Origin of the sequence: Variovorax sp. Root473, assembly GCF_001426505.1 — a bacterium.
Lineage (GTDB): Bacteria > Pseudomonadota > Gammaproteobacteria > Burkholderiales > Burkholderiaceae_C > Variovorax.
On record NZ_LMEV01000020.1, the window covers coordinates 334,132 to 359,113 of the forward strand.

Sequence of the window (24,982 nt, forward strand, 5' to 3'; positions counted from 1 at the left end):
GTGTTTTCTCCTTGGGAACGCAATGCAAAAAATGGAAATCGGGAGGGCCTGATTCAGAAGAAGGCGAGCACGTCGCGCAGGCTCTGGCCGGTGCGCTCGGGGGACGTGCCCAGTTCTTCGAAAGGCAGCTGGTAGCGGTTGACCCAGAGCGTGCGAAATCCGTACCAGGTCGCGCCCAGCGCGTCCCAGCCGTTGCAGCTCACGAAGGCGATCTGCGCGGGCGGCAGGCCGGTGGCCGTGACGCCCAGCCGGTACGCCTCGGGATGGGTCTTGTACTTGCGGATGCCGTCCACGCTCAGCACGTGGTCCAGCAGGCCGTGCAGGCCGGCACTGCGCACGGCGTCGTCGAGCATGCCGGGGTCGCCGTTCGACAGGATGCCGGTGACCACGCCGCGCGCCTTCAACGCCTGCAGCACTTCGCGGCTTTCTTCGAAGGCGGCGAGCGTGCGGTAGGCGCCCATCAGCTGCTGTTCGGCGTTGTCGTCCAGCGCCAGGCCCAGCCGCTTGGTGCTGTAGCGCAGGGCGGCGCGCGTGAGTTCGCTGAACGGGCGGTAGCAGGCACCGTCGTTGCTGGTCGTCACCAGGCGGGTGTATTCGATCTGCTTGTCGCGCCAGGCCACGGCCAGCGCGGCCCCCTGGCCGGGGAACAGGCGCTCGGCCGCCTGCCCGACGCTGTACACGTCGAACAGGGTGCCGTAAGCGTCAAAGAGAACTGCCCCAGGTGAAGCCATGTGAGAACTGTATTCGATACTTTGCAGGACAGTAAGAGCCGAAAGTGAGATTTATCTGTGACAAAAATGCATGTAATCAACGCAGGTCCGCGAGGGCCCCGCAGCACCTCAAAGGGAAGGTCCTGAGGGCGGGGCAGTGGCGGCTGTATATATTTAACTTCTTAAATAATCAGCTCCTGTCGCAATGATCCTCCTGGCTTCCAACGAAAACCCGCTCGGCATGCCCGAGTCGGCCCGCCGCGCCGCCGCTGCCGCCCTCGAAGGCGCGGGCAACTATCCCGACAGCAACGGCACCGCGCTCAAGCAGGCGCTGGCCGCGCGGCTCGACGTGCCGCCCGAATGGCTGACGCTGGGCAGCGGATCGAGCGAGATTCTCGAGCTGGCGGCGCAGGTCAGCCTGAAGCCGGGCGAGAACGTCGTCTATTCGCAGTACGGGTTCATCGTTTATGCGGCAGCCACGGCGCACGCCCATGCGCGCGCCACCGTCGTGCCCGCGCTCGACTTCGGCCACGACCTGGACGCGATGCGCGCCGCCATCGGCGGCGACACCCAACTGGTCTTCGTCGCCAATCCGAACAACCCGACCGGCACCTTCATCGATGCTGCGCCGCTGCGCGACTTTCTGCAATCGGTGCCCGCGCACGTGACCGTGCTGCTCGACGAGGCCTACACCGAGTACCTCGCGCCCGCGCAGCGCTACGACAGCATCGAGTGGGTGCGCCGCCTGCCGAACCTGATCGTGGCGCGCACCTTCTCCAAGGCCTTCGGCCTGGCCGGGCTGCGCATCGGCTACGGCGTGTCGCAGCCGGCGCTCACGGCGCGCATGAACGCGCAGCGCCCGCGCTTCAACGTGACGACGCCGGCCCAGGCCGCGGCCGTGGCGGCGCTGGGCGACGCCGACTTCCTGGCGCGCACCTACGAACTGAACACCGCCGGGCGCGACCAGCTCGCCGCGGGCTTCAGCGCGCTGGGCCTGCCGTACGTCCCGTCGTCGGGCAACTTCCTGATGGTGCAGGTCGGCGATGCGCCCGCCGTGCACGCGCGCCTGCTCGCCGCTGGCATCGAGGTCTCGCTGCTCGGCCCCTACGGCCTGCCGCAATGGCTGCGCGTGAGCGTTGGGCTGCTGGCGCAGAACGAGGCGCTGCTGGCAGCGCTGCGCTGAGCGAATGCGCTGCGGCCTGTTCAAAGGCCGCGGCCCCCCGACCCCAGCCTTCCTCGAAAAGGGAAGGAGCAAGACCGTCAGACCTGGCCGCCGAGTTCCTTCGCCGCCGCCAGCACGGGCCCGACGTAGCCCGCGTCATACCGATGCGTCGGCATCGTCAGCGTGATCGCCGCGGCGAGACGCCCATCCGCATGGAACACCGGCGCCGAGATGCCCGCCAGCTCGGCCGTGCGGTCGCCCACCAACGCGCAATAGCCTTGCGCGCGGATCGCGTCGTACAGCTTGCGTTCCTTCGCGCCGCGCGGCCGTTCGGCGTCGGGACCGAAGGCGATGAGCACGCGCGCGCCCGCGCCGCGGTCGTTGGGCAGCAAGTCGCCCGCGCGCACATGGTCGCGCACGACGTGCGACGAATCGACGCGGAACTGGCACAGCCGCACCCAGCTGTCGCCCTGGTTTTGTCGCACGTGGTACGCCGCGCTCTCGCCGGTGGCGGCGGCGAGCGTGCGCAGCACCGGCAGCACGAGGCGGTCCAGCGACTGCGACGCCGCATACAGCCCGTGCAGCCGCGCGATCTCCAGCCCCAGCGCATAGCGCCCGTCGTCGTGCCGGCGGATGAGCCGCGCGTGTTCCAGCGAGGCCAAGAGCCGCAGCACCGTGCTCTTGTAGAGCTGCGTGCGCTCGGCAAACTGCGCGAGCGACAGCGCCTCGTCGCCGGGCTGGAAGGCCGAGAGCAGGCTCAGCGCACGGTCGACCGCGGCGGCGCCGCCGGGGGCGGCGTTGAGGTCGGACACCGATTCGTTCTGGGCTTTGCGGGGCATGGCGTGGCTTGACAGTCGGCGGGCTTGCCGATTTAATTCTGCTTAACAGAATATAGTTCTGCAAGATAGAACAGTCAAGAAAGCACCCGATGACCTCCCCCGACGTTCTCATCAGCGAGGTCGGTCCGCGCGACGGCCTGCAATCGGTCAAGGCCGCCATGCCCACGGCCGACAAGCTGCGCTGGATCGACGCGCTCTACGCCGCCGGCGTGCGCGAGATCGAGGTCGCCTCGTTCGTGCCCGCGAAGCTGCTGCCGCAGATGGCCGATGCCGCCGAGGTGGTGCGCCACGCGGTCACCCTGCCCGGCCTCACCGTGATGGCGCTGGTGCCCAACCGCAAGGGCGCGCAGGCCGCGCTCGAGGCGGGCGTGCACAAGCTCACGATGCCGGTGTCGGCCAGCGTCGCGCATTCGCTGGCCAACGTGCGCAAGACGCCGACCGAGATGGTCGAGGAGGTGCGCGCCATCGCCGAACTGCGCCGCGCCCTCGCGCCGCAGGTGAAGCTCGAAGCGGGCATTTCCACCGCCTTCGGCTGCACGCTGCAGGGCTTGGTGCCGGAAGACGACGTGATTCGCCTGGCCGCGCAGTGCATCGAGGCCGGCGCCGACGAATCGGGGCTTTCCGACACGGTGGGCTACGCCAATCCCGCGCAGGTGCGCCGCCTCTTCAAGCGGCTGCGCGCCGAGATCGGCGTGCACGCGGGCGCGGCCCACATGCACAACACGCGCGGCCTGGGCATCGCGAACTGCCTGGCCGCGTGGGACGAAGGCGTTCGCACCTTCGACGCCTCGCTCGGTGGTCTCGGCGGCTGCCCCTATGCGCCCGGCGCCTCGGGCAATGCCGTGACCGAAGACCTCGTCTTCATGTTCGAGGCCATGGGCGTTCGCACCGGCATCGACATCCAGAAACTCATCGCGGCGCGCGCGCCGCTCATGGCCGGCCTGCCCGGCGAACCGGTCTACGGCATGACGCCCGAGGCCGGTTTGCCCAAGGGCTTTGTCCAGGAACACATTGCACATGTCTGAAGCCAATCCCTTGCCCTACGCGGGCGTGCGCGTCGTCGAGTTCACCCACATGGTGATGGGTCCCACCTGCGGCCTGCTGCTGGCCGACCTCGGCGCCGAGGTCATCAAGGTCGAGCCCATCGAGGGCGACAACACGCGCCGCCTGCTGGGCTCGGGCGCGGGGTTCTTTCCGACCTTCAACCGCAACAAGAAGAGCATCGCGCTCGACCTGAAGAAGCCCGAGGGCGTGGAGGCCGCGCTGCGCCTCATCGCCACCGCCGACATCGTGAGCGAGAACTTCAAGCCCGGCACGATGAAGAAGCTGGGGCTCGACTACGACACGCTGGCCAAGCTCAACCCGCGCCTGATCTACGTGAGCCACAAGGGCTTCCTGCCCGGTCCCTACGACCACCGCACGGCGCTCGACGAGGTGGTGCAGATGATGGGCGGCCTGGCCTACATGACCGGCCGTGCCGGCGACCCGCTGCGCGCGGGCACGAGCGTGAACGACATCATGGGCGGCATGTTCGGCGCCATCGGCGCGATGGCCGCGCTGCGCCAGCGCGACCTCACCGGCAAGGGCTGCGAGGTGCAGGCTGCGCTGTTCGAGAACAACGTGTTCCTCGTCGCGCAGCACATGATGCAGTTCGCCGCCACCGGCAAGGCGGCCGACCCGATGCCCAGCCGCATCTCGGCCTGGGCCGTGTACGACGTGTTCACCGTGAAGGACGGCGAGCAGATCTTTCTTGCCGCGGTCAGCGACAAGCAATGGACGATCTTCTGCAACGCTTTTGGCCTCGAGGAGATGCTGGCCGACCCGCGCCTGAAGACCAACAACGACCGCGTGCGCGCGCGCGACTGGATGATGCCGATCCTGCGTTCGCACCTCGCCAACCACAGCGCCGCCGAACTCAGCGCGGTGTTCGAGCAGAACGAGCTGCCCTTCGCGCCCATCACCAAGCCGCAGGAATTGTTCGACGACCCGCACCTCAATGCGACCGGCGGCCTGGCGCCCGTACGCATGAACGACGGCCACATGGCCAAGGTGCCGCTCGCGCCCTTCACGCTGGGCGGCGAGCGCCCCGGCATCCGGCTGCAGCCGCCGCACATCGGCGAGCACAGCGAGGCGCTGCTGAAGGAAGTGGGCTACAGCGACGAAGACATCGCCGCGCTGCGGGCGCAGGGCGTCACGGCCGGCGACTGAGCCGGCGACAACGCCGTGGCGGGCGATATAGTTCCCGCGCCATGGACCGCCTCAAGCAACTCGAATCCTTTGTCTCGGTCGCGACCCGCGGCAGCCTCACCGCGGCGGCCAAGGCGGAAGGCGTGGCGCCCGCGATCATGGGCCGGCGCATCGACGCGCTCGAGGAGCGCCTGGGCGTCAAGCTGCTGGTGCGCACCACGCGCCGCATCACGCTCACGCACGAAGGCAGCGCCTTCCTTGAAGATTGCCAGCGGTTGCTGACCGAGTTCGCGAACGCCGAGGCCAGCGTGAGCGCCGGCGGCATCAAGGCCAGCGGCCACCTGCGCGTGACGGCGCCGGCCGGCTTCGGCCGCCGCCACGTCGCGCCGCTGGTGCCGCGCTTCCATGCGCTGCATCCGGAGGTGACGATCTCGCTGAACCTCAGCGACCGCGTGGTGGATGTCACCGGCGAGAGCTTCGACTGCGCCGTGCGCGTGGGCGACCTGCCCGACTCGTCGCTGGTGAGCGTGCGCCTGGCTGACAACCGCCGCCGCTGCGTCGCCACGCCCGAGTTCCTGCGCCGCCACGGCACGCCGAAGCACCCGGGCGAGCTGTCGCGCTTTGCCTGCCTTGCGCTGTCGAGCGATGCCTCGCAGACGCGCGGCTGGGCCTTTCGCATCACCAACGAAGAGGGCGCGCAGGAGCTGATCCATCTGCGTCCCAGCGGACCGCTCGATTGTTCGGACGGCCAGGTGCTGCACGACTGGTGCCTCGCGGGCCACGGCATCGCGTGGCGCAGCACCTGGGAGGTCGAGGCCGAGATCGACGCCGGCCTGCTCGTGCCGGTGCTCGATGACTTCGCCGCGCCGCCCAACGGCATCTACGCGGTGTTCGCGGGCACCAAGCACCTGCCGCTGCGCGTGCGACTGTGGCTTGATTTCCTCAAAGCGCAGTACGGGCAGCCGGAATTCTGGGGCGGGCGGTCCTGAAATCGTGACCGGACGGCACAATGCTTTTTGCATTTGCTTGCAACCCCGATGAAGAAAGTTTCCGATGACGCTCGAAGCCATCCTCGCCTACCTGCATCTGTTGGCCATCCTCACGATGGTCGTGTTCATTTCCAGTGAGGCTGCGCTGTGCCGCGTCCAGTGGCTCAATGCCGCCGTGGTCGAACGGCTCGCCAAGGTCGACATGGTCTACGGCATCGCGGCCATCGCGGTGCTGGCCACCGGCATCGCGCGCACCTGGTGGGGCGTGAAGGGCACGGCCTGGTACTGGACCAACCCGCTGCTGCACGTGAAGCTCACGCTGTTCATCATCGTGGGTGTGCTGTCGATCTTCCCGACGCTGACCTATTTCCGCTGGCGCAAGACGCTGCGCGCCACCGGCAAGCTGCCGGCAGAGGCCGACATCCTCAAGACGCGCAAGCTGGTGATGATCCAGGCGCACCTGATCGCGCTGATCCCGCTGGTCGCGGTGTTTCTGGCGCGCGGCTTCGGCAAGTAATCAGTACAAAAGACAAAAAGAAAAGGCCCGCGTGAGCGGGCCCTTTGACTTGGGGGAAACAAATGTCAGCGCCGCACGGCGGCGCCGCGCCGGATCAGGCCTTGGCGGCGTCGGCTTCGCACTTCTTCATGAAGCTGTTCTTGGCGGCACCGGCCAGCGCCTTGCCGTTCTTGTCGACAGCCTTGGCGGCGCAGGCGGGCGCGGCGGCGGCCTTGGTGCACTTCTTCATGAAGCTGTTCTTGGCGGCGCCGGCCAGGGGCTTGCCGTTCTTGTCGATGGCCTTGGCATCGCAGCTGGCGCCACCGGCGGGTGCGGCCGCGGCGGCAGGAGCGGCTGCCGCAGGTGCGGCGGCGGCAGCGGGGGCCACGACCGGGGCGGGTGCCTTGTCCTGCGCGTAGGCGCTGAACGACAGGCAGGCGCCGAGCGCGACGGTGGAGGCGACCAGGGAAAGGAGCTTCTTCATGGTGGATATGTCCTTGCAAGGTTGGGTTGTGACAGACGCCCCGCCTCGGGGCCGACCATCCTAACGGGCGACATCGCCCATCGGATGACGATCGTTAACTGGGTCCGGGTTTGCCCCCGGTAAAATTCACAGATGCTATTGGTCAAACAGGAGCTGCTCGCGGCGCTCGCGAACACGCTCGAAACCCTCTCTCCCGGCGCCGGTGCCAAAGCCGCGTTCGAGTCGCCCAAGGTGGCGGCGCACGGCGATTTCGCCAGCACCGCCGCCATGCAGCTCGCCAAGCCGCTGGGGCGCAAGCCCCGCGAACTGGCCGAGGAACTGAGCGCTGCGCTGCTCGCCACCCCCGTTTTCGGCCAATGGGTCGAGGCCATCGAGATCGCCGGTCCCGGCTTCCTCAACATCCGCCTGAAGGCCGCCGCCAAGCAGCAGATCGTGCGCGAGGTGCTGGCCGCCGGCGAAGGCTTCGGCCAGCAGCCCGCCACCGGCGAAAAAGTGCTGGTCGAGTTCGTGTCGGCCAACCCGACCGGTCCGCTGCACGTCGGCCACGGCCGCCAGGCGGCGCTGGGCGATGCCATCTGCAACCTGCAGGCCTCGCAGGGCCAGAGCGTGTGGCGCGAGTTCTATTACAACGACGCCGGCGTGCAGATCCAGACGCTGGCCAACAGCACGCAATTGCGCGCCAAGGGCTTCAAGCCCGGCGACCCCGAGTGGCCCAGCGGCGAAAAAGCCCCGGCCTACAACGGCGACTACATCGCCGACATCGCCGAAGATTTCAAGGCGAAGAAGACCGTCAAGTCGGACGACCGCGAGTACACCGCCAGCGGCGACATCGACGACCTGGACAGCATCCGCGAATTCGCCGTGGCCTACCTGCGCCGCGAGCAGGACCTCGACCTGCAGGCCTTCCGCGTGCGCTTCGACAACTACTACCTCGAGTCCAGCCTCTACACCAGCGGCCGCGTCGAGGCGGCCGTGGCCAAGCTCGTGGCCGCCGGCAAGACCTACGAGCAGGACGGCGCGCTGTGGCTGAAGTCGACCGACTACGGCGACGACAAAGACCGCGTGATGAAGAAGCAGGACGGCACGTACACGTACTTCGTGCCCGACGTCGCGTACCACATCGCCAAGTGGGAGCGCGGTTTCCACAAGGTCGTGAACATCCAGGGCACCGATCACCACGGCACCATCGCGCGCGTGCGCGCCGGCCTGCAGGCCGCGGGCGAAGGCATTCCCGAGGGCTACCCCGACTACGTGCTGCACACCATGGTGCGCGTCATGAAGGGCGGCGAAGAGGTCAAGATCAGCAAGCGCGCCGGCAGCTACGTCACGCTGCGCGACCTGATCGAGTGGACCAGCACCGATGCCGTGCGCTTCTTTTTGCTCAGCCGCAAGCCCGACACCGAATACACCTTCGACGTCGACCTGGCGGTCACGAAGAACAACGACAACCCCGTGTACTACGTGCAGTACGCCCACGCGCGCATCTGCTCGGTGCTCGCGGCCTGGGGCGGCGACGCGGCTGCGCTCAAGGCGGTCGACCTGTCGCCGCTGGACAGCCCGGCGGCCCAGGCGCTAATGCTGCTGCTGGCCAAGTACCCGGCCATGCTGACGGCCGCGGCGAAGGATTTCGCCCCGCACGATGTGACTTTCTACCTGCGCGAACTCGCGGCCAGCTACCACAGCTACTACGATGCCGAGCGCATCCTGGTGGACGACGAACCCGTCAAGCTGGCGCGTCTCGCACTCGTCGCAGCCGCTGCGCAGGTGCTGCACAATGGCCTCGCGATCCTCGGCGTCAGTGCGCCGAGCAAGATGTGAATCACCCTCTGAACATGAAGAAGACAAGCAGACAACGCGGCAACATCGTCATCGGGCTGATCATCGGCCTGGTGCTCGGTCTGGGCGTCGCCCTGGGCATCGCGGTGTACGTCACCAAGGTGCCGATCCCGTTCGTCAACAAGACGCAACGCGGCGGTGCCGAGCAGGACGAAGCCGAAGCCCGCAAGAACCGCGACTGGGACCCGAACGCACCGCTGGCCGGCAAGGCCGGTGCGCCCAAGCCGGCCGCCACGCCACCGGCCGCCACGGCCACCGGCCCGGTGAACCCGATCACCGGCGCCCCCGTCACCGTGGCACCCGGCACGCCGCCCACGGCCGCCGCGCCCGTCACCGCCCCGGCCCCCGTGGTGGTGGCGCCCAAGCCGGCGCGTCCCGCGCCGACGCCGGCCGAAGCCAACGCACTGCCGCCGTCGAACGATCCGCTGGGCGACCTCGCCCGGGCCCGCGCAGGCGGCAGCAGCACGACCACCGCTTCGGCCGCACCGTCGGCGTCGGGTGCCGACCCCTTCATGTACTTCGTGCAGGCCGGCGCCTTCCGCACCACCGACGACGCCGAGGCGCAGCGCGCCAAGCTCTCGCTCATGGGCGTCGAGGCCAAGGTCACCGAGCGCGAGCAGGCCGGTCGCACGGTCTACCGCGTGCGCGCCGGCCCGTTCAACAAGAAGGACGACGCCGACCGGCTCAAGGAACGGCTCGACGGCGGCGGCCTGGAATCGGCGCTGGTCCGTGTCCAGCGCTGACCCACGGCTTTCTTGATCAGCCCCCAAGCTTCGCCCGCGCGGCATCTGCCGCACGCTGTTTTTGTCAATTCGAGCGCCTCGGGCGCGCTGCCCACGGGGAACTCCCTGCGGCGCGCCGGCTCTGTCTGCGGTACCCACAGGAGAACCTTTTCCATGAAACGTCGTGACTTTTCGCTGGCCGCCACTTCGATCGGGCTGCTTTCGCTGGCTGCCGTTCCGGCACACGCCCAGCGCGCCCCCAAGGCCGGCACCGATTTCCTCGTGCTCGACAAGCGCGTGCCGGTCGATGCACCGGCCGGCAAGGTCGAGGTGGTGGAGTTCTTCTCGTACAACTGCCCGCATTGCAACGACTTCGAGCCCTCGCTCGAGGCCTGGGTCAAGGCAGCCCCGAAGGACGTGGCGTTCCGCCGCATCCCGGTGCCCTTCGTGGGCAACGACGTCGAAGCCAAGCAGCGCCTGTACTTCACGCTCGAAGCCATGGGCAAGCTGGAGGAATACCACCCGAAGGTCTTCGCCGCCATCCATGCGCAGCGCCAGAACCTGAACGGCGAAGCCAACATCCAGGCCTGGGCCGAGCGTGCCGGCCTCGATGGCGCCAAGTTCAAGGAAACCTTTGCGTCCTTCGGCGTGGCCAGCAAGGCCCGCCGCGCCGCGCAGCAGACCGAGGCCTACAAGGTGGCCGGCGTGCCGGCCCTGGCCGTCGCAGGCCGCTGGTATGTCGACGGCGAAACCGCCGGCAGCATGTCCAAGGTGCTGCAAGTGGCGACCTTCCTCATCGGCGAAGCCAAGAAGGGCTGACCGCCCCGGCGACCTGCTTTCCGGTCGAATGCAAGGCCCGCTTCGGCGGGCTTTTTCATTGGCGGCGGTGGTCAATCACCGTCCCACGCATACAATGTTTCAGAGCAAGTTTCGTGCCTTTATGACATTGCCCTCCATCCCCACATTCCCCACCCTTCGTCGCCTCGGCCGTCTCGCCGTCGGTGCGCTGTTGCTGGCCGGTGCCGCCTCGGGCGCCCTGGCAGAAACCGCCGACCGCACCAAGCCGATGAACATCGAGTCCGACTCGATGCGCTATGACGACCTGAAACAGACCAGCGTGTTCACCGGCAATGTGCTGGTCACGAAGGGCACGATCATCATCCGCGGTGCGCGGCTGGACGTGCGCCAGGATGCCGAGGGCTACCAGTACGGCGTGGTCACGGCCGCGCCCGGCAAGCTGGCCTATTACAAGCAGAAGCGCAACGCCGGCGACGAGTGGATCGAGGGCGAGTCGGAAGTCATCGAGTACGACAGCCGCGCCGACAACGTCAAGTTCATCCGCCGCGCCGTCATGCGCCGGCTGATCGGCGCCACGGCCAACGACGAGAGCAGCGGCGCACTGATCGTCTACGACCAGAGCAACGACACCTACACCGTCAACGGCTCCCTCGTGCCGCCGAACGCCGGCGTCTCGGCGGGCGGCGGTGGCCGCGTGAAGGCCATCCTCACGCCGAAGGCCGCCGCGGCACCCGCTGCCGGCGGATCGGCACCGGCAGCGGGCGGCAAGAAGCCCGCGGCCCCGGCGCCCACCCCCGCGCCCGGCGCCGGGCTGCGTCCGAGCACCACGCTCGGCGGCACCGAAGGGGAAGGGCGCAAGTGATCGAAGCCGCAGGAACCCAGACCGTCGATGGCCTCCCCGGCAGCCGCCTCGTGGCGCGCGGCCTCAAGAAGAGCTACGGCAGCCGCACGGTCGTGAAAGACGTCTCGCTCGATGTGCAGAAGGGCGAGGTCGTCGGACTGCTCGGCCCCAACGGCGCGGGCAAGACCACCTCGTTCTACATGATCGTCGGGCTGGTGCGCGCCGATGCCGGCGAGATCACCATCGACGGCGAGCCCATCGCCCACATGCCCATTCACCGCCGCGCGCGCATGGGCCTGAGCTACCTGCCGCAGGAAGCGTCGATCTTCCGCAAGCTCACGGTCGAGGAAAACGTGCGTGCCGTGCTTGAGCTGCAGCGCGAGCCCGACGCCAACGGCCGCATGGTGCCGTTGACCAAGCAGCACACCGAAGAGCGCCTGGCCGACCTGCTGGCCGACCTGCGCGTGGACCACCTGCGCGATTCGCCTGCGCTCGCGCTGTCGGGCGGCGAGCGCCGCCGCGTCGAGATCGCGCGCGCGCTGGCCACGCAGCCGCGCTTCATCCTGCTGGACGAGCCCTTCGCCGGCATCGACCCGATCGCCGTGATCGAGATTCAGCGGATCATCAGTTTCCTGAAAGAGCGCGGCATCGGCGTGCTCATCACCGACCACAACGTGCGTGAGACGCTGGGCATCTGCGATCACGCGTTCATCATCAGCGACGGGCACGTGCTGGCACAAGGCACACCCTCGGAGATCGTCGACAACGCCGAGGTACGCAGGGTGTACCTGGGCGAGCACTTCCGGATGTGACCGTGCGGCGAGGGTCAAGGATCATCGTGGCCGCCGTCCGCGCGGAGCTTCCTCGCGGGGGCCGCCGCGCACGGCCGCCCGAAGCGGCCGGCCCGCCCCCGGTAGGGGGTTGGCGTAGCGCGAAGCGCGCAGCCTGGGGGGGAGCCATTTCCTCATGAAGCAAGGGCTGTCCCTTCGCGTCTCGCAGCATCTGGCGCTGACGCCACAGCTGCAGCAGTCGATCCGGCTTCTGCAGCTCTCCACGCTCGAACTGAGCCAGGAGGTGGAGCAGATGCTGGACGAGAACCCGTTCCTCGAGCGCACCGCGGAAGAAGCGGCGCGCGAGGAGTTCGGGCTGGACACGGCCGACGCGCCCGTGCCGCGCGACGACGCGGGCGAGGGCGAGGCCGAGTTGGCGCCGTCCGCCGTCAGCACCGCCAGCACGTCCAGCGACACCACCACCTCGACCCCCGACAGCGACGGCCCCGCTGCCGAAATCGCCGAGCGCGAGCCCGACTGGGAAGGCGACGGCACCGTCGACATGGCGCCCGACGACAGCGAGTGGGGCAGCGATGCGCCCGCGCGCCAGAACAACCTGGGCGACGACGAGCGTGCCGACGCCACCGAGCTCGCGCGCAGCCAGGAGTCGCTGCAGTCGTTCCTGCACCGCCAGGCGCTGAGCCTGCGGCTGAACGAAAACGACTGCGCCGCGCTGCGCTTCCTCATCGAATCGCTCAACGACGACGGCTACCTCGAAGACTCGCTGCCGGCACTGGCCTCGGGCCTGGCGGGCGACGACAACGACCAGTTCGACGACCTCGTGCACCACTTCCAGGTGGCGCTGGGCCTGCTGCAGAGCCTGGAGCCGGCCGGCGTCGGCGCGCGCGACCTCGGCGAATGCCTGAGCATCCAGCTGAAGGCGCTCGCCAGCGAAGACGAGACCGAGGCCGAAGCGCTCATCCGCAAGACCGCCATCGCGATCTGCAAGCAGCCGATGGAGCTGCTCGCGCGGCGCGACTTCAAGCGCCTGGCCACGCTCACGCGCACCAACGAAGACCTGGTGCGCTCGGCGCTGCAGATCATTGCGCGCCTGGAGCCCAAGCCGGGCCGCCGCTTTGTCGACGTCGAACGCAACATCGTCATCCCCGATGTGATCGTCACCAAGACGGGCCGCGGCACAAATGTGAAGTTCCGCGTCATGCTCAATCCCGAGGTCATGCCGCGCCTGCGCGTGCACGACATCTACGCCGGCGCGCTCAAGTCGCACAAGGGCGAGGGCAGCCAGGCGCTGTCGCAGCGGCTGCAGGAGGCGCGCTGGTTCATCAAGAACATCCAGCAGCGCTTCGACACCATCCTGCGCGTGAGCAACGCCATCGTCGAGCGGCAGAAGAGCTACTTCGTGCACGGCGAGCTGGCCATGCGCCCGCTGGTGCTGCGCGAGATCGCCGACGAGCTGGGCCTGCACGAGTCGACCATCTCGCGCGTGACCACCGCCAAGTACATGGCCACGCCCTTCGGCACGGTTGAGCTCAAGTACTTCTTCGGCTCGGCGCTGGGCACCGAGACGGGTGGCAATGCGTCGAGCACCGCGGTGCGCGCGCTGATCAAGCAGTTCGTGAGTTCCGAGAGCATCAAGAAGCCGCTGTCCGATAGCCAGATCTCCGAGATGCTGAAGGAGCAGGGCATCGAGTGCGCGCGCCGCACCGTCGCCAAGTACCGCGAAGCGCTGCGCATCGCACCCGCCAACCTGCGCAAGGCCCTGTAGAAAGTCCACGATGACCCGTCGCCTGCTGTCGCGCTGGGGGCATTGGGTCTTCGCCCTCGTGGCTGCATCGCTGTTCGCCGGCTGTGCCACCTTGCCCGACGACGCACCGCGCCCGCCCACGAAAACGATCGCCGTCTCGGCCGACACCGTGCTCGGCAAGATCGCGCTGGCCTCGCAGCCCGACCCCGACCTCAGCGGCTTTCGCCTGATGCCCGGCGGTGACTTCGCCTTCGACACGCGGCTGCAGCTGGCGCGCCGCGCGCAGCGCACGCTCGACGTGCAGTACTACCAGATCGAGAACGACGAGACCGGCCGCTACCTGCTGCGCACCCTGCGCGATGCGGCGCAACGCGGCGTGCGCGTGCGCCTGTTGATGGACGACCTGTACACCTCGGGCGAAGACGAACTGCTGCTCGGCCTGGCCGCCACGCCGAACGTGGAGCTGCGCCTGTTCAACCCGTTCCCGGCGGGGCGCGGCAGCCTGCTCAAGCGCTTCACCGCGTCGCTTTTCGACTTCAGCCGCGTCAACCGCCGCATGCACAACAAGCTGTTCATCGCCGACGGTGCGATGGCGGTGGCGGGCGGGCGCAACATCGGCAACCAGTACTTCCGCCGCACCACCGGCCCGAACTTCATCGACCTGGACACCTTCGTCACGGGCGCGCTGATCCCACGCCTGGGCGTGCTGTTCGACCAGTACTGGAACAGCCCGCACGTGCGCCCGATCGGCGCGGTCGTGCACACCGACCTGCCGCGCGAAGAACTGCAGCGCCGCTTCGACGTCGCCACCGGCCCCGACACCACGCCGCCGCCGCCCAGGCCCGCACCCAACGACCTGCTCGGCTACAGCCCCGTGGCCGACGACCTCGACGCCGGCAAGCTGGGCCTCATCTGGACCACCGCCGAGGCGTATGCCGATTCGCCCGACCGCGTGATCGGCAAGACCGCGTCGTACGGCGGCGTGCCGCTGCTCGACGTGGACAGCGTGCGCTACAACGTGGTCGAGCAGATGCGCCGCGCGCGCAGCGAGGTGACGCTGGTCTCGCCCTACCTGATCCCGGGCGCGTCGGGGCTGGAGGTGATGCGCGAGATCCGCGGGCGCAACGTGAAGATCAGCGTGGTCACCAACTCGCTCGCCGCCACCGACGAGCCGCTGGTGCACACCGCCTACCGCCGCTACCGCGCCGACATGCTGGCGCTGGGCGCCGAGCTGCACGAGCTGAGTTCCGCGCGCACGCGGCGCAGCGTGCGGCTGGGTTTGTTCGGCACGTCGGTGGGGCGGCTGCACGCCAAGTCGGCGGTGATCGACCAGCGCATCCTGTTCGTCGGCTCGATGAATTTCGACCCGCGCTCCGAGGTCCACAACACCGAGATCGGCCTGTTCATCCGCAGCCCGGAGATGGCGCAGCAGACCCTGAAACTGCTCGACGTGCTCAAGCAGCAGGGCGCCTACCGGCTGCGGTTTGCCGAAGGCAGCGACGCAGGCGCAGCGGGTTCGCGGCGCATCGAATGGGTCAGCGAGGAAGGCGGCAAGACCACCGTGCTGCACGAAGAGCCCGACTCGGGCTTCTGGGACCGCACCATGCTCGAGCTGCTGGCGCCACTCACGCCGGAGAGCCTGCTGTAGCTCCTCAGGTGCCGCGCACCGCGGACCACACGAGCCGCAGGCCCAGCAGCCCCATCACGCCGCCGGCCGCGCGGTCGATCCAGGTCTTGTAGCGCAGGTAGGCCGCGCGCGGCGCAGCCGAAGACAGCGCCAGCGCAACGACCGCGTACCAGCCCGTCTCGATGCAGAAGATCACGGCCGGCACCGCGAGCGCCAGCACCAGCGGCACCTCGCGTGGCAAAAAGGCCGCGAAGATGCTCGCGTACACCACCGCCGTCTTCGGGTTGCTGACCTGCGTGGCCAGCCCGAGCAGGAAGGTGCGTCCGCTGCGGCCCTGGCTGCGGGGCGAGGCGTCCGTGTCGGGCGTGATCGCGAGCGGCTGGCGCGCGCCGCGCCAGATGCGAAAACCCAGGTAGATCAGGTACGCGCCGCCGAAGGCCTTGATCGCGAGGTACAGCCCCGGCACGGCAAGGAACGCCGCCTGCAGCCCGGCCAGCGCGGCGATGGAGAACGCCAGCCCGCCAGCGCCCATGCCCAGCGCCGCCGCGAGCCCGTCGCTGCGCGAGGCCACGGCCGTGCGCGCCACCATCACGAAGCTCGGGCCGGGGCTCATCGCGCCGACGGCCATGGCGCCGGCGATGCCGATCAGGGAAAGGGTGGTGTCCATCATCGCGTGGCTCCTGGCGTCGTCGTCATTGCTGCACGTTCACGGCTTCGACCTGCACCAGCAGCTTCACCTTGTTCTCGAAGCCGAAGTTCAGGCCCCAGGTGATGCCCCAGTCGCTGCGCTGCACGGTGGCCTCGAAGTCGCCGCCGCAGACCTGGCGGTTGATCAGCGGATTCAGGTAGCAGTTGAAGCGCACGGCCTTCAGCGTCACCGGCCTGGTCTGGCCCATGAGCGTGAGCGTGCCGGGCACGTCGGTCACCTTGTCGCCGCTGAAGTCGATGCGCTCGGCCACGAAGCGGCCGGTGGGGAATTCGGCCACGTTGAAGAAATCCTTGCTCTGCACGTGGCGGTTGAGCAGGTCGACGCCGGTGTTGATGGAGCTGATGTCCATCGTGATGTCGACCTTGCCGCTGGCGCCGGTGCCGTCGATCTGCACCGAGCCGTCCTTGGTGCTGAAGCGCCCGCGGTTGGTGGTGGTGCCGTAGTGGCCCATCTCGTACATGACGAAGGTGTGGGTCGGGTCGATCACGTAGCTGGCATTTTTGGCCGGCCCGCCCGCGGGCTTGGCGGCCAGCGGCGGCGCCGTGTATTCCTGGGCCGTGCTGGCCAGGGGCAGGGCCGCACCCACGCAGAAGGCCGCGGCAAAGAGGAGCTTGTTCATGGCGGAAGAAGAAGAAGGATGCATGGAAAAGGGAATCGTCGTCACAGCGGCCCGAGGCCCGCGAGCGTCAGCTTGAAGCGCACCTGCACCTCGTTGCCGACCACCGAGGTGTCGGTCCATTCGCCGTCGCCCACCTTGTAGTCGAGCCGCTGGATGGTGAGCGTGCCCGTGGCGACCGAATAGGCGCCGCCCGACGACGTGAGGCTCACCGGCACCGTCACGGCCTTGCTGACGCCCTTGATGGTGAGCTTGCCGGCCATCTCGAAGCGGCCCTCGCCCAGCGCCTTGATGGCGCTCGAACGGAAGCTGGCCTGCGGGAAATGCGCGGTGTCGAACCAGGTCGGCTTGGGCAGCTCGGCATCGCTCATCGGAATGCCGAAGCCGGCGCTGGCGGTGTCGATCTGCAGCACCACCGAGCCGCCCTCGGGTTTCTTCGGGTCGAAGGCGACCTGCGCGTCGAAACGCTTGAAGCTGCCTTCGACCGGCACGCCCATCTGCTTGCTGACGAAGGCAATCTGGCTCTTCTCGGGCACCAGCTTGGCGGTGGCCGGCATCGGCTCGGCCGCGGCGTGCAGCGCGAGGCCGAGGAGGGTTGCGCCGGCCCACAAAAGACGCGTCGTCATCCGGCGGATTCCTTGCGTGGCGCGGGCCACATGCGTTGCAACAGACCGTCGCGGTCGATCCAGTGGTGCTTGAGCGCCGCCGCCACGTGCAGCAGCGTGACGCCGGCCAGCAGGTAGGCGCTGCGCTGGTGCAGCGGCTTGAGCACGGCCTCGGCGAAGTCCTTGTCGACCGCCACCAGGTCGGGCAGCGGCAGCAGGCCGAACCACACGACCGGCACACCCATGCCCGCGCTGTAGGCCCAGCCGAACAGCGGGACCGCGAAGAACAGCAGGTACATCAGCGCATGGCTGATGCGGTGCGCGGCCCGCTGCCAGGCCGGCATGGCAGCCAGCACCCGCGCCGACAGCGGCGGCGGGCGGTGCGTGAGGCGCCACAGCAGCCGCAGCGCGGACAGCAGGAGGATGGTGATGCCGGCCCACTTGTGCCAGCTGTAGAGCTTCAGGCGCTGGGGCGAGAAGGGCAGGCCCGTCATGTAGAGCCCGACGCCGAGCGAGCCGACGATCATCGCCGCGAGCAGCCAGTGCAGTGCCATCGCGACCCGCCCGTAGCGGGGCTCGCGCAGGGCGACGGCGCCAACGGAAGGAGTGGGAAGGGGTTCGGCGGGCATCGGGCAGGGGCGGCGGCCTGTGCGCGGAGCATAGCTCGGAAGCGATGACACCGCAGCGGGGCCGGCCCGCGCCGAGGGCCGCTACGACGACGGCGTTGGTTGTTGCTGGGCCCGCAGCAGCACGCGCCGCAGGTCGTCCGGCTGCACCGGCTTGCGCAGCGCGTGCCAGCCGCGCGCGGCGGCCAGCTGCTGCGTGGCTTCGGTGATGTCGGCCGAGATCAAGGCGATGGTCAGCGTAGGCTTGCGCTGCGCCAGCCGCTCGGCCAGCGCGATGCCGTTGAACGCGCCGGGCAGGCGGATGTCGCACAGCGCGACGTCGAGCGCGTCCAGGTCGGCCAGCGCGAGCGCCTCGGCGGCGCTGGCGTAGACGCGCGGCGCCACATGCCAGTGCCGCAGCAGCGCGGAGAGGCTATCGGCCACCACGATGTTGTCTTCGACCACCAGCACGGCCAGCCCGGGGCGCAGCGCGGCGTCTGCGTCGGGTACGTCCATCGCCACGGTGGGCGCAGGCGCCGGCACGGTCGCCGCACCGGGCCGCGCGGCCGGCAGCTCGAAGCTGAAGACCGAGCCCTTGCCCGGCGCCGAACGCAGCGCGACCTCGATGCCCAGCTGCCCGGCCAGCCGTCGCACGATCGCCAGCCCCAGCCCGTGGCCGTGTTGCAGGTTCCGCTCCACGTTGCCGACCTGCTCGAAGTCGTCGAACACGCGCGCCTGCGATTCGGCCGCGATGCCGATGCCGCTGTCGCGCACCTCGATACGCCACGCACGCCCGGTGTCAGTGCCGGGCCGGCGGCGCGCCCGCACGGCCAGCAGCACGCGCCCGCGCGGGGTGAACTTGAGGGCGTTGTCCAGCAGGTTGGAGAGCACGCGGCGCAGCGCCACCGCGTCGGTCCAGGTCACCGCATCGGCCGGGCTGCGCACCGCGACGCGGCCTTCGCCGGCCTGGCGCGCCAGCTCGTTCAGCAGCGGCGCCAGCGCCACCGCCGCAGGGCGCAGCGGATCGACCGCGGCCTCGATGCGGCCGATTTCGAGCAGCTGGTTGGTCAGGCCCTCGAGCGCCTGCTGCGCGCGCGAGAGCGAGGCCACCGTGTGCTGCACGGCCGCGCTGTCGGTGCCGTGCTGCAGCTGCTGGCGCAGCACCTCGGCCTGCAGCCCGATGGCCATCACCGGCTGGCGCAGGTCGTGGTTGGCCGCCGAGAAGAAGCGCAGCCGCTCGGCCTGGGCCTGCTCGGAGGCGCGCAGGCCGGCCAGCGCCTGTTCGCGCAGCGTGCGCTCGTTCAGCCGCAGGCCGATGTTCTCCTCGAGCTGGCGCGAATGGTCGGCCACCAGCTTCCACATCATCGCCGTGAGGCCGATGCCGATCACCGCGACGGCCATCATCACCGGCGCCCCGAGCCACAGCCCCGTGACGATCACCGGCGCCAGCAGCAGCGTGATGGCCAGCTGCGTGGCCGGCGTGTAGAACGACACCGAGAACGCCGACGACAGCGTCATGCCCATGAGGATGAGGCCCAGCAGCAGCTGCAGATCGGGGCGCTCGGGGTTGAACAGCAGCACGCCCGCCAGGCCGTGCGCCAGCTCCCAGATGGCCGTGCGCAGCGTGTGCCGGCGCTGGGCCTCGCGCAGATTCGTGGGCGTGAACGGCTCGGGCAGGCGCTGCGCAAAGAAGCCGCGCATCACCGTGACACCGGTGACCAGCGCCAGCCACACCAGCGCGCGCGCCGGCGAGAACTGCCAGGCGAAGAGCGCCGCCACGCCGCAGTTGAGCAGGTATTGCACCAGCAGCACCGGCCCGAGCGGGCGGATCGACAACCGCAGCACTTCGCACTGGATCGCGAAGCGGTGGTCGCCGTCGCGGGCGTCTGCCGGGGGGGCCGCGGAGGCGGGGGTGGGCGTCATGGGCAAATCGACTATATAGAGAAGGCCCCAGCCCCGGCGACAATGGGGGCCCTTAGCGGGCTTCCCGATGGCCGACTTTCCGTGAACGATCTCTCATTTTTCCTGCCTTGCGCCGCCGGCGTCGAGGAATTCCTTGCCCAGGAGGTGCACGCCCTGACCGGCCGTGCCGGGCAGGACCTGCTCACCCTGCGCGGCGGCGTGCGCGTGCGTGCCGACTGGCGCGACGGCCTCAAGCTCAACCTGCACAGCCGGCTCGCGCAGCGCGTGCTGGTCGAACTGGCCCATGCGCCCTACCGCAACGAGAACGACCTGTACGCCATCGCGAGCGGCGTGGCCTGGGAGATCTGGTTCACGCCCAAACAGACCTTCAAGATCGAGACCACGGCCCAGCACAGCCCGCTGCAGAGCCTGAACTTCGCCACGCTGCGCATCAAGGACGCCGTGGCCGATCGCTTCCGCGCCAAGGTCAACGGCGTGCGCCCCAGCATCGAGACCCAGTGGCCCGACTGCCGCATCTTTGCGCACCTGACCACCGACACCTGCACGCTGTACATCGACACCTCGGGTGAGCCGCTGTTCAAGCGCGGCTGGCGCCAGGACAAGGGCGATGCCCCGCTGAAGGAAACCCTGGCCGCCGCCATGCTGGCCGCCAGCGGCTGGTGGAACCCCGAGACCGGCGAAGTCGCCAAGGCCCCGCTGTACGACCCCTGCTGCGGCAGCGGCACCATCGCCATCGAGGCCGCGCAGATCGCGCGCGGCATCGCCGCCGGATCGCTCAGGCGCTTCGGCTTCGAGAAGCTGCTGCCGTTCCAGGCGCACGTCTGGGCGGCGATCAAGAACGAGGCAGCCAACGCGCAGCACGCGAGCGACATCGCCGTCTTCGGCTCCGACGTGTCGCACCGCATGGTCGACTTCGCCGAGCGCAACGCGCAGCGCGCCGGCGTGTCCGATGCCATCGAGTTCCGCGGCGGCGACGCCCTGCAGCGCATGCCGCCGGCCGAGGGCGGCGTGATCATGCTCAACCCGCCGTACGGCGAGCGCATCGAGGTCGGCGGCGTGGCGCGCTTCGGCGCCCGCGAGGCCGCCCAGACCCCGGGGGATGGAGAGGGCGGCGATGGCGGCGACTTCTTTCCGCAGCTCGCCACCCACTGGAAGAAGAACTACGCAGGCTGGACCGCCTGGGTGCTCACGCCCGACCTGAAGCTGCCCAGGCAGATGCGCCTGAAAGAGTCGCGCCGCGTGCCGATGTGGAACGGCCCCATCGAATGCCGGCTGTTCCGCTTCGACATGGTGGCGGGCTCGGCGCGCAAGTGAGCGCACAGCCGGCCGTGGCGTTGGCGCCCGCGATCCCCGAAGAGGCCGTGGGAACCCCGGCGGTCGGGTGGGTCGTCATCGACACCAACATCGCCCTGGACCTGCTGGTCTTCGAAGACCCCGCCTGGGCGCCGCTGGTCGACGACCTCGCGCGCGGCGCGCTGCGCTGGCTGGCCACGCCCGCGATGCGCAGCGAACTGGAGCGCGTGCTCGGCTACCCGCTGATCGCGAGGCGCATGGCCCGGCGCGAACTGACGATCCCCGTCGTGCTCGCCGATTTCGATGCGCGCGTGCATCTGGTCACCGAGGTGCCCGCGCGTGCGCCGTGCGTGTGCAGCGATCCGGACGACCAGGTGTTCATCGACCTGTCGGTCGCCTACGGAGCGCAGCTGTTGAGCAAGGACAAGGCGGTGCTGTCGATGAAGAAACGGCTGGCACTGCAGGGCGTGGCGGTGCGGGCGGCGCTGGCATAGGCCACGCCGATCCGTCTCAGCCCTTGTTCACCTCGTACCACTGCCCCAGCAACCGCGCCACCGCCCGCACGCGCTGCGTATCGCGTCCCCACCGCCGGCTGGCCGGCAGCTTTTGCGCCCATTTCATGCGCCGCGCCGCGTTCGCGATGCGCTCGCGCACTTCCTCGTTCACGCCGCCAAGCGCCGCATGCCAGTGCTGGCCCGCCGCCTGCGGCGCGGCGGCCTCCAGCATCATGGCCGTGGAGTGCAGGTAGCTGAGCCAGTCGCGCGCCTGGCACTCGGCCAGCGTCATGACTTCGGCGGGGTCGTCCTCGAAATCGATGTAGCCGATCACGCCGTCGGGGCACTGCACGAGGTTGCGGTCGAAGGCCTGGCTCAGGTGCTGGCCGCGCAGGTGCACGGCGGCGATGGCGGCCAGGCCTTCGCGCCACACGGCGAGCAGGGCGGCCGGACCGGCGGCGGCGGCCTGGTCGATGCGCTCTTGCAGCACCACGGTCGCACGGCCGCTTTCGCCGAGGTCGGAAATCAACAGGCCATCGGCTTGCTCTGCCAGCACCACGGGCACGCGCAGGCCTGCAGCGGCCAGTTGCTTCAGGCGCCGGGCCTCGGTGGCAATGGCGGCTTCGCCGCCCGGATTGGGCACGGGTTTGATCACGTCGAGGCCGGCCAGGCGCGCGACCAGCGCCATCACGCGGTAGCCCCACTTCCCGTGGCGCGGACCCGCCTTCTTGAGCCAGACACGTTCGCTGCCGAAACGGTGGCTGGCCACGTTCTTGGCCTGTTTGGGCAGCGTCACGCGCAGGAATTCGGCGTAGTCGCCGGGCGCAGACGGCGCCGCGCCTGAAGCGTCCTCGAGCGGCGCGGGCGCCGATGCGGCGCCCCGTTGGCTGTACAGGCGCGTCGCGGCGCCTCCTCGTCTCAGTGGATTCATGCGGCCATGGCATAGCCCGGCGCCGCCAGCCCGTAAGGGCCCTGCGTCACGGGCTGGAAACTCTGTGCACTGGCCAGCGGCCAGTAGGTGCGGAACACGGTGTGCTGGTGGTCGAGCGGCCCGAGCAGCGCGCCGGGCTGCACCTGCATCACCAGGTTGCTCAACAGGCGCACCTCGGTGTCGGAGATGCGGCGCACGATGTGGTGCGCGGTGATCTGCTGCGGATGGTCCAGGCCCGCGGCCTGCACCAGCTCCTGCAGCGCATGCAGCGTGCTGCGGTGGAAGTTGCGCACGCGATCGGCCTTGGTCGGCACCACCAGCGCCTGCTGGCGCACCGGGTCCTGCGTGGTCACGCCGGTCGGGCAGTGGCCGGTGTGGCAGCTCTGCGCCTGGATGCAGCCCAGCGCCATCATGAAACCGCGCGCCGCGTTGCACCAGTCGGCGCCCAGCGCCATCATGCGCGCCACGTCGAAGGCAGTGATCACCTTGGCGGCGCAGCCGATCTTGATGCGGTGGCGCAGGTTCACGCCGATCAGCGTGTTGTGCACCAGCAGCAGGCCTTCCTGCAGCGGCGCGCCGACGTGATCGCTGAACTCGACCGGCGCCGCGCCCGTGCCGCCCTCGGCGCCGTCGACCACGATGAAGTCGGGCGTGATGCCGGTGGCCTGCATCGCCTTGACGATGCCGAACCATTCCCACGGGTGGCCGAGGCAGAACTTGAAGCCGGTCGGCTTGCCGCCCGACAGCTCGCGCAGCCTGGCGATGAAATGCATCATCTCGGTCGGCGTGGAGAACGCGCTGTGCGACGAGGGCGAGACGCAGTCCACGCCCACCGGCACGCCGCGCGCCGCCGCGATCTCGGGCGTGACCTTGGCCGCCGGCAGCACGCCGCCGTGGCCGGGCTTGGCGCCCTGGCTGAGCTTGATCTCGATCATCTTCACCTGCGGGTCGCGCGCATTGGCGGTGAAGCGCTCGGCGTTGAAGGTGCCGTCGTCGTTGCGGCAGCCGAAGTAGCCCGAGCCGATTTCCCAGATGAGGTCGCCGCCGTGCACGCGGTGGTGCTGCGAGATCGAGCCCTCGCCCGTGTCGTGCGCAAAGCCACCCATCTGCGCACCCTGGTTCAGCGCCAGGATGGCGTTGGCCGACAAGGCGCCGAAGCTCATCGCCGAGATGTTGAAAACGCTTGCGCTGTAAGGCTGCGTGCAGACCTGCGCCGGGTTCGCATCGGCCGGCTGCGGCGTGCCGCCGATCACGATGCGGAAATCGTGCCCGTCCAGCTTCGTGGGCTGCATCGAGTGATTGATCCACTCGTAGCCTGCGGCCGACACGTTCAGCTGCGTGCCGAAGGGCCGGTTGTCGGGCTCGCCCTTGGCGCGCTGGTACACCAGCGAGCGCTGGGCGCGCGAGAACGGCGCGGCCTCGGCGTCGCTTTCGATGAAGTACTGGCGGATCTCGGGGCGGATGAATTCGAGCAGAAAGCGCAGGTGCCCGATGACCGGGTAGTTGCGCAGGATGGCGTGGCGCGCCTGGCGCAGGTCGTGCACGCCGGTGCCCGTGAGCACCGCGAAAACGACCACGCCGACCCAGGCAAGCCACAGGTGTGGCGAGGCCAGAACCATCGCCAGGCAGGCCACCAAGCCGAGTACACACAGGGCGAACGCGCTGTAGCGTGCGGGAAACGGAATAATCGTGGGCATGGTCATCAGATGTCGGCAGGAGCCTGCTGCATCATAGAGGGCTGCTCCCAACCTGCCGTGACTGCTGCCATGACGACCACCCCAGAGACCCCCGATACCCCTGACACCGCCCCGGCGACGCCTCCCCAAGCCCTGGGTCCCGACGACTTCGACGCCCTCGACACCGCGCTCGACGCCATGCGCGAGGACGACGAGGAAATTCCCCAGTGGGAGTTCTGCGAAGGCTTCATGGCCGCGCTGATCTGCACGCGCCGTCCCATCGATCCCACCGAATACTGGCCCGTGCTGCTGGGCGACCACTTCGTGCCGGCCCAGCACATGGAGTTCGTCTGGAACTGGAAGCGCCGCTGGCGCGAGATCGAGGAAGGCCTCGACGCCCCGGTCGAATCGCTCGAAGACGAACGCAGCTGGCAGCCCGAAGTGCTCGACACGCGCGGCGCCATCGCCTCGCTGCCCGAGGAAGAACGCGCGGAAATGGCCGGCGAAGAGATTCCCTCGTTCGCCCAGGTCTGGGCGCTGGGCTTCATGTACGCGGTCGAGAACTGGCCCGAAGACTGGGCCGCGCCGCGCGACAAGGAAGCCGCGCAGATGCTCGACGACGCGCTCGACAACATCGTCGCGCTGACCGAGGACGACACCGCCAAGCCCACGCTGTCGATGTACGACGAGAACGGCCCGCCCAGCGTGAGCCAGCAGCGCCTGGACGACTTCGGCGCCGCGATCTGGGCGGTTTACGACCTGCGCCAGCTCTGGAAGAGCCTCGGCCCGAAGGTCGAGACGATCCGCAAGGAAGCCACGCCGGGCCGCAACGATCCGTGCCCCTGCGGCAGCGGCAAGAAGTACAAGAAGTGCCACGGTGAGTGAGCGGGCACGGTCCTCCGGC

General features: G+C 69.2%; 25 protein-coding genes. 15 read left to right on the forward strand and 10 right to left on the reverse strand.

Features of this window, described 5'->3' with window-relative positions; genetic code table 11:
- Positions 1–53: 53 nt before the first annotated feature.
- Entirely contained in the window at positions 54–731 is a 678-nt protein-coding gene (locus ASD34_RS26270) for a haloacid dehalogenase type II (RefSeq protein ID WP_056584376.1), read from the reverse strand.
- Between the two features lie 184 nt (positions 732–915).
- Between ASD34_RS26270 and hisC the strand changes: the two genes are divergently transcribed.
- Positions 916–1,893 (forward strand): histidinol-phosphate transaminase, encoded by a 978-nt coding sequence (hisC, locus tag ASD34_RS26275; RefSeq protein WP_056584379.1) that lies wholly within the window; start codon positions 916–918, stop codon positions 1,891–1,893.
- A 77-nt stretch (positions 1,894–1,970) separates the two neighbouring features.
- Here the strand turns inward: hisC and ASD34_RS26280 are convergent, their stop codons facing one another.
- On the reverse strand, positions 1,971–2,711 hold the full coding sequence (locus ASD34_RS26280; RefSeq protein WP_056584382.1) for an IclR family transcriptional regulator: 741 nt from the start codon (positions 2,709–2,711) through the stop codon (positions 1,971–1,973).
- 89 nt (positions 2,712–2,800) lie between these two features.
- Between ASD34_RS26280 and ASD34_RS26285 the strand changes: the two genes are divergently transcribed.
- From ASD34_RS26285 to ASD34_RS26300, 4 genes are all read left to right on the forward strand, one after another.
- A complete protein-coding gene (locus ASD34_RS26285) occupies positions 2,801–3,736 on the forward strand; it encodes a hydroxymethylglutaryl-CoA lyase (RefSeq protein WP_056584384.1) in 936 nt (311 codons plus the stop codon).
- On the forward strand, positions 3,729–4,919 hold the full coding sequence (locus ASD34_RS26290) for a CaiB/BaiF CoA transferase family protein (protein WP_056584386.1): 1,191 nt from the start codon (positions 3,729–3,731) through the stop codon (positions 4,917–4,919). The genes ASD34_RS26285 and ASD34_RS26290 overlap by 8 nt, the downstream gene beginning before the upstream one ends.
- A gap of 41 nt (positions 4,920–4,960) precedes the next feature.
- A complete protein-coding gene (locus ASD34_RS26295) occupies positions 4,961–5,887 on the forward strand; it encodes a LysR family transcriptional regulator (RefSeq protein ID WP_056584388.1) in 927 nt (308 codons plus the stop codon).
- 64 nt (positions 5,888–5,951) lie between these two features.
- Positions 5,952–6,404 (forward strand): DUF2214 family protein, encoded by a 453-nt coding sequence (locus ASD34_RS26300; RefSeq protein WP_056584391.1) that lies wholly within the window; start codon positions 5,952–5,954, stop codon positions 6,402–6,404.
- Positions 6,405–6,498: 94 nt separating this feature from the next.
- On the opposite strand, the gene ASD34_RS26305 is transcribed toward ASD34_RS26300, so the two are convergent.
- Complete coding sequence (locus ASD34_RS26305) at positions 6,499–6,867, reverse strand: hypothetical protein (protein ID WP_056584394.1); 369 nt, start codon at positions 6,865–6,867, stop codon at positions 6,499–6,501.
- 132 nt (positions 6,868–6,999) lie between these two features.
- Between ASD34_RS26305 and argS the strand changes: the two genes are divergently transcribed.
- The 7 genes from argS to ASD34_RS26340 all read left to right on the forward strand — a co-directional run bounded on the left by argS (position 7,000) and on the right by ASD34_RS26340 (position 15,247).
- Positions 7,000–8,685: an arginine--tRNA ligase gene (gene argS / locus ASD34_RS26310; protein ID WP_056584397.1), complete on the forward strand. Its 1,686-nt coding sequence runs from the start codon at positions 7,000–7,002 to the stop codon at positions 8,683–8,685.
- 14 nt (positions 8,686–8,699) lie between these two features.
- On the forward strand, positions 8,700–9,446 hold the full coding sequence (locus ASD34_RS26315; RefSeq protein ID WP_056584401.1) for an SPOR domain-containing protein: 747 nt from the start codon (positions 8,700–8,702) through the stop codon (positions 9,444–9,446).
- 153 nt (positions 9,447–9,599) lie between these two features.
- Positions 9,600–10,244, forward strand: coding sequence for a thiol:disulfide interchange protein DsbA/DsbL (locus ASD34_RS26320; RefSeq protein WP_056584404.1), 645 nt, complete (start codon positions 9,600–9,602; stop codon positions 10,242–10,244).
- Positions 10,245–10,365: 121 nt separating this feature from the next.
- Positions 10,366–11,085: a lipopolysaccharide transport periplasmic protein LptA gene (lptA, locus tag ASD34_RS26325; RefSeq protein WP_056584725.1), complete on the forward strand. Its 720-nt coding sequence runs from the start codon at positions 10,366–10,368 to the stop codon at positions 11,083–11,085.
- Complete coding sequence (gene lptB, locus ASD34_RS26330; protein ID WP_056584408.1) at positions 11,082–11,876, forward strand: LPS export ABC transporter ATP-binding protein; 795 nt, start codon at positions 11,082–11,084, stop codon at positions 11,874–11,876. The genes lptA and lptB overlap by 4 nt, the downstream gene beginning before the upstream one ends.
- Before the next feature lie 154 nt (positions 11,877–12,030).
- A complete protein-coding gene (gene rpoN / locus ASD34_RS26335; protein WP_056584412.1) occupies positions 12,031–13,620 on the forward strand; it encodes an RNA polymerase factor sigma-54 in 1,590 nt (529 codons plus the stop codon).
- 10 nt (positions 13,621–13,630) lie between these two features.
- A complete protein-coding gene (locus ASD34_RS26340) occupies positions 13,631–15,247 on the forward strand; it encodes a phospholipase D family protein (protein ID WP_056584416.1) in 1,617 nt (538 codons plus the stop codon).
- A gap of 4 nt (positions 15,248–15,251) precedes the next feature.
- Here the strand turns inward: ASD34_RS26340 and ASD34_RS26345 are convergent, their stop codons facing one another.
- From ASD34_RS26345 to ASD34_RS26365, 5 genes are all read right to left on the reverse strand, one after another.
- The gene (locus tag ASD34_RS26345) at positions 15,252–15,896 is read right to left on the reverse strand and encodes a LysE family translocator (RefSeq protein ID WP_056584419.1); all 645 of its coding nucleotides are present in this window, start codon (positions 15,894–15,896) and stop codon (positions 15,252–15,254) included.
- A 22-nt stretch (positions 15,897–15,918) separates the two neighbouring features.
- The gene (locus tag ASD34_RS26350) at positions 15,919–16,554 is read right to left on the reverse strand and encodes a YceI family protein (protein WP_056584422.1); all 636 of its coding nucleotides are present in this window, start codon (positions 16,552–16,554) and stop codon (positions 15,919–15,921) included.
- 41 nt (positions 16,555–16,595) lie between these two features.
- A complete protein-coding gene (locus tag ASD34_RS26355) occupies positions 16,596–17,177 on the reverse strand; it encodes a YceI family protein (protein ID WP_056584425.1) in 582 nt (193 codons plus the stop codon).
- Positions 17,174–17,785, reverse strand: a complete 612-nt coding sequence (locus ASD34_RS26360) for a cytochrome b (RefSeq protein ID WP_056584428.1) — start codon at positions 17,783–17,785, stop codon at positions 17,174–17,176. Before ASD34_RS26360 ends, ASD34_RS26355 begins: the two co-directional genes overlap by 4 nt.
- 81 nt (positions 17,786–17,866) lie before the next feature.
- Complete coding sequence (locus ASD34_RS26365; protein ID WP_056584431.1) at positions 17,867–19,684, reverse strand: hybrid sensor histidine kinase/response regulator; 1,818 nt, start codon at positions 19,682–19,684, stop codon at positions 17,867–17,869.
- Between the two features lie 81 nt (positions 19,685–19,765).
- Here ASD34_RS26365 and ASD34_RS26370 point away from each other — a divergent pair, with 81 nt between their 5' ends.
- Both ASD34_RS26370 and ASD34_RS26375 read left to right on the forward strand, forming a co-directional pair.
- Positions 19,766–20,998, forward strand: coding sequence for a THUMP domain-containing class I SAM-dependent RNA methyltransferase (locus ASD34_RS26370; RefSeq protein WP_056584434.1), 1,233 nt, complete (start codon positions 19,766–19,768; stop codon positions 20,996–20,998).
- A 47-nt stretch (positions 20,999–21,045) separates the two neighbouring features.
- Positions 21,046–21,471 (forward strand): putative toxin-antitoxin system toxin component, PIN family, encoded by a 426-nt coding sequence (locus tag ASD34_RS26375; RefSeq protein ID WP_056584728.1) that lies wholly within the window; start codon positions 21,046–21,048, stop codon positions 21,469–21,471.
- Positions 21,472–21,487: 16 nt separating this feature from the next.
- Here ASD34_RS26375 and ASD34_RS26380 read toward each other — a convergent pair whose 3' ends face one another.
- Positions 21,488–22,402 carry a hypothetical protein gene (locus tag ASD34_RS26380; RefSeq protein WP_056584437.1) on the reverse strand — a complete coding sequence of 305 codons (915 nt, stop codon included), beginning with the start codon at positions 22,400–22,402 and terminating at the stop codon, positions 21,488–21,490.
- Complete coding sequence (locus ASD34_RS26385) at positions 22,399–24,099, reverse strand: FMN-binding glutamate synthase family protein (RefSeq protein WP_056584731.1); 1,701 nt, start codon at positions 24,097–24,099, stop codon at positions 22,399–22,401. The genes ASD34_RS26380 and ASD34_RS26385 overlap by 4 nt, the downstream gene beginning before the upstream one ends.
- Positions 24,100–24,168: 69 nt before the next feature.
- Between ASD34_RS26385 and ASD34_RS26390 the strand changes: the two genes are divergently transcribed.
- Positions 24,169–24,963, forward strand: a complete 795-nt coding sequence (locus ASD34_RS26390; RefSeq protein ID WP_056584440.1) for a UPF0149 family protein — start codon at positions 24,169–24,171, stop codon at positions 24,961–24,963.
- The last annotated feature ends 19 nt before the right edge of the window (positions 24,964–24,982 follow it).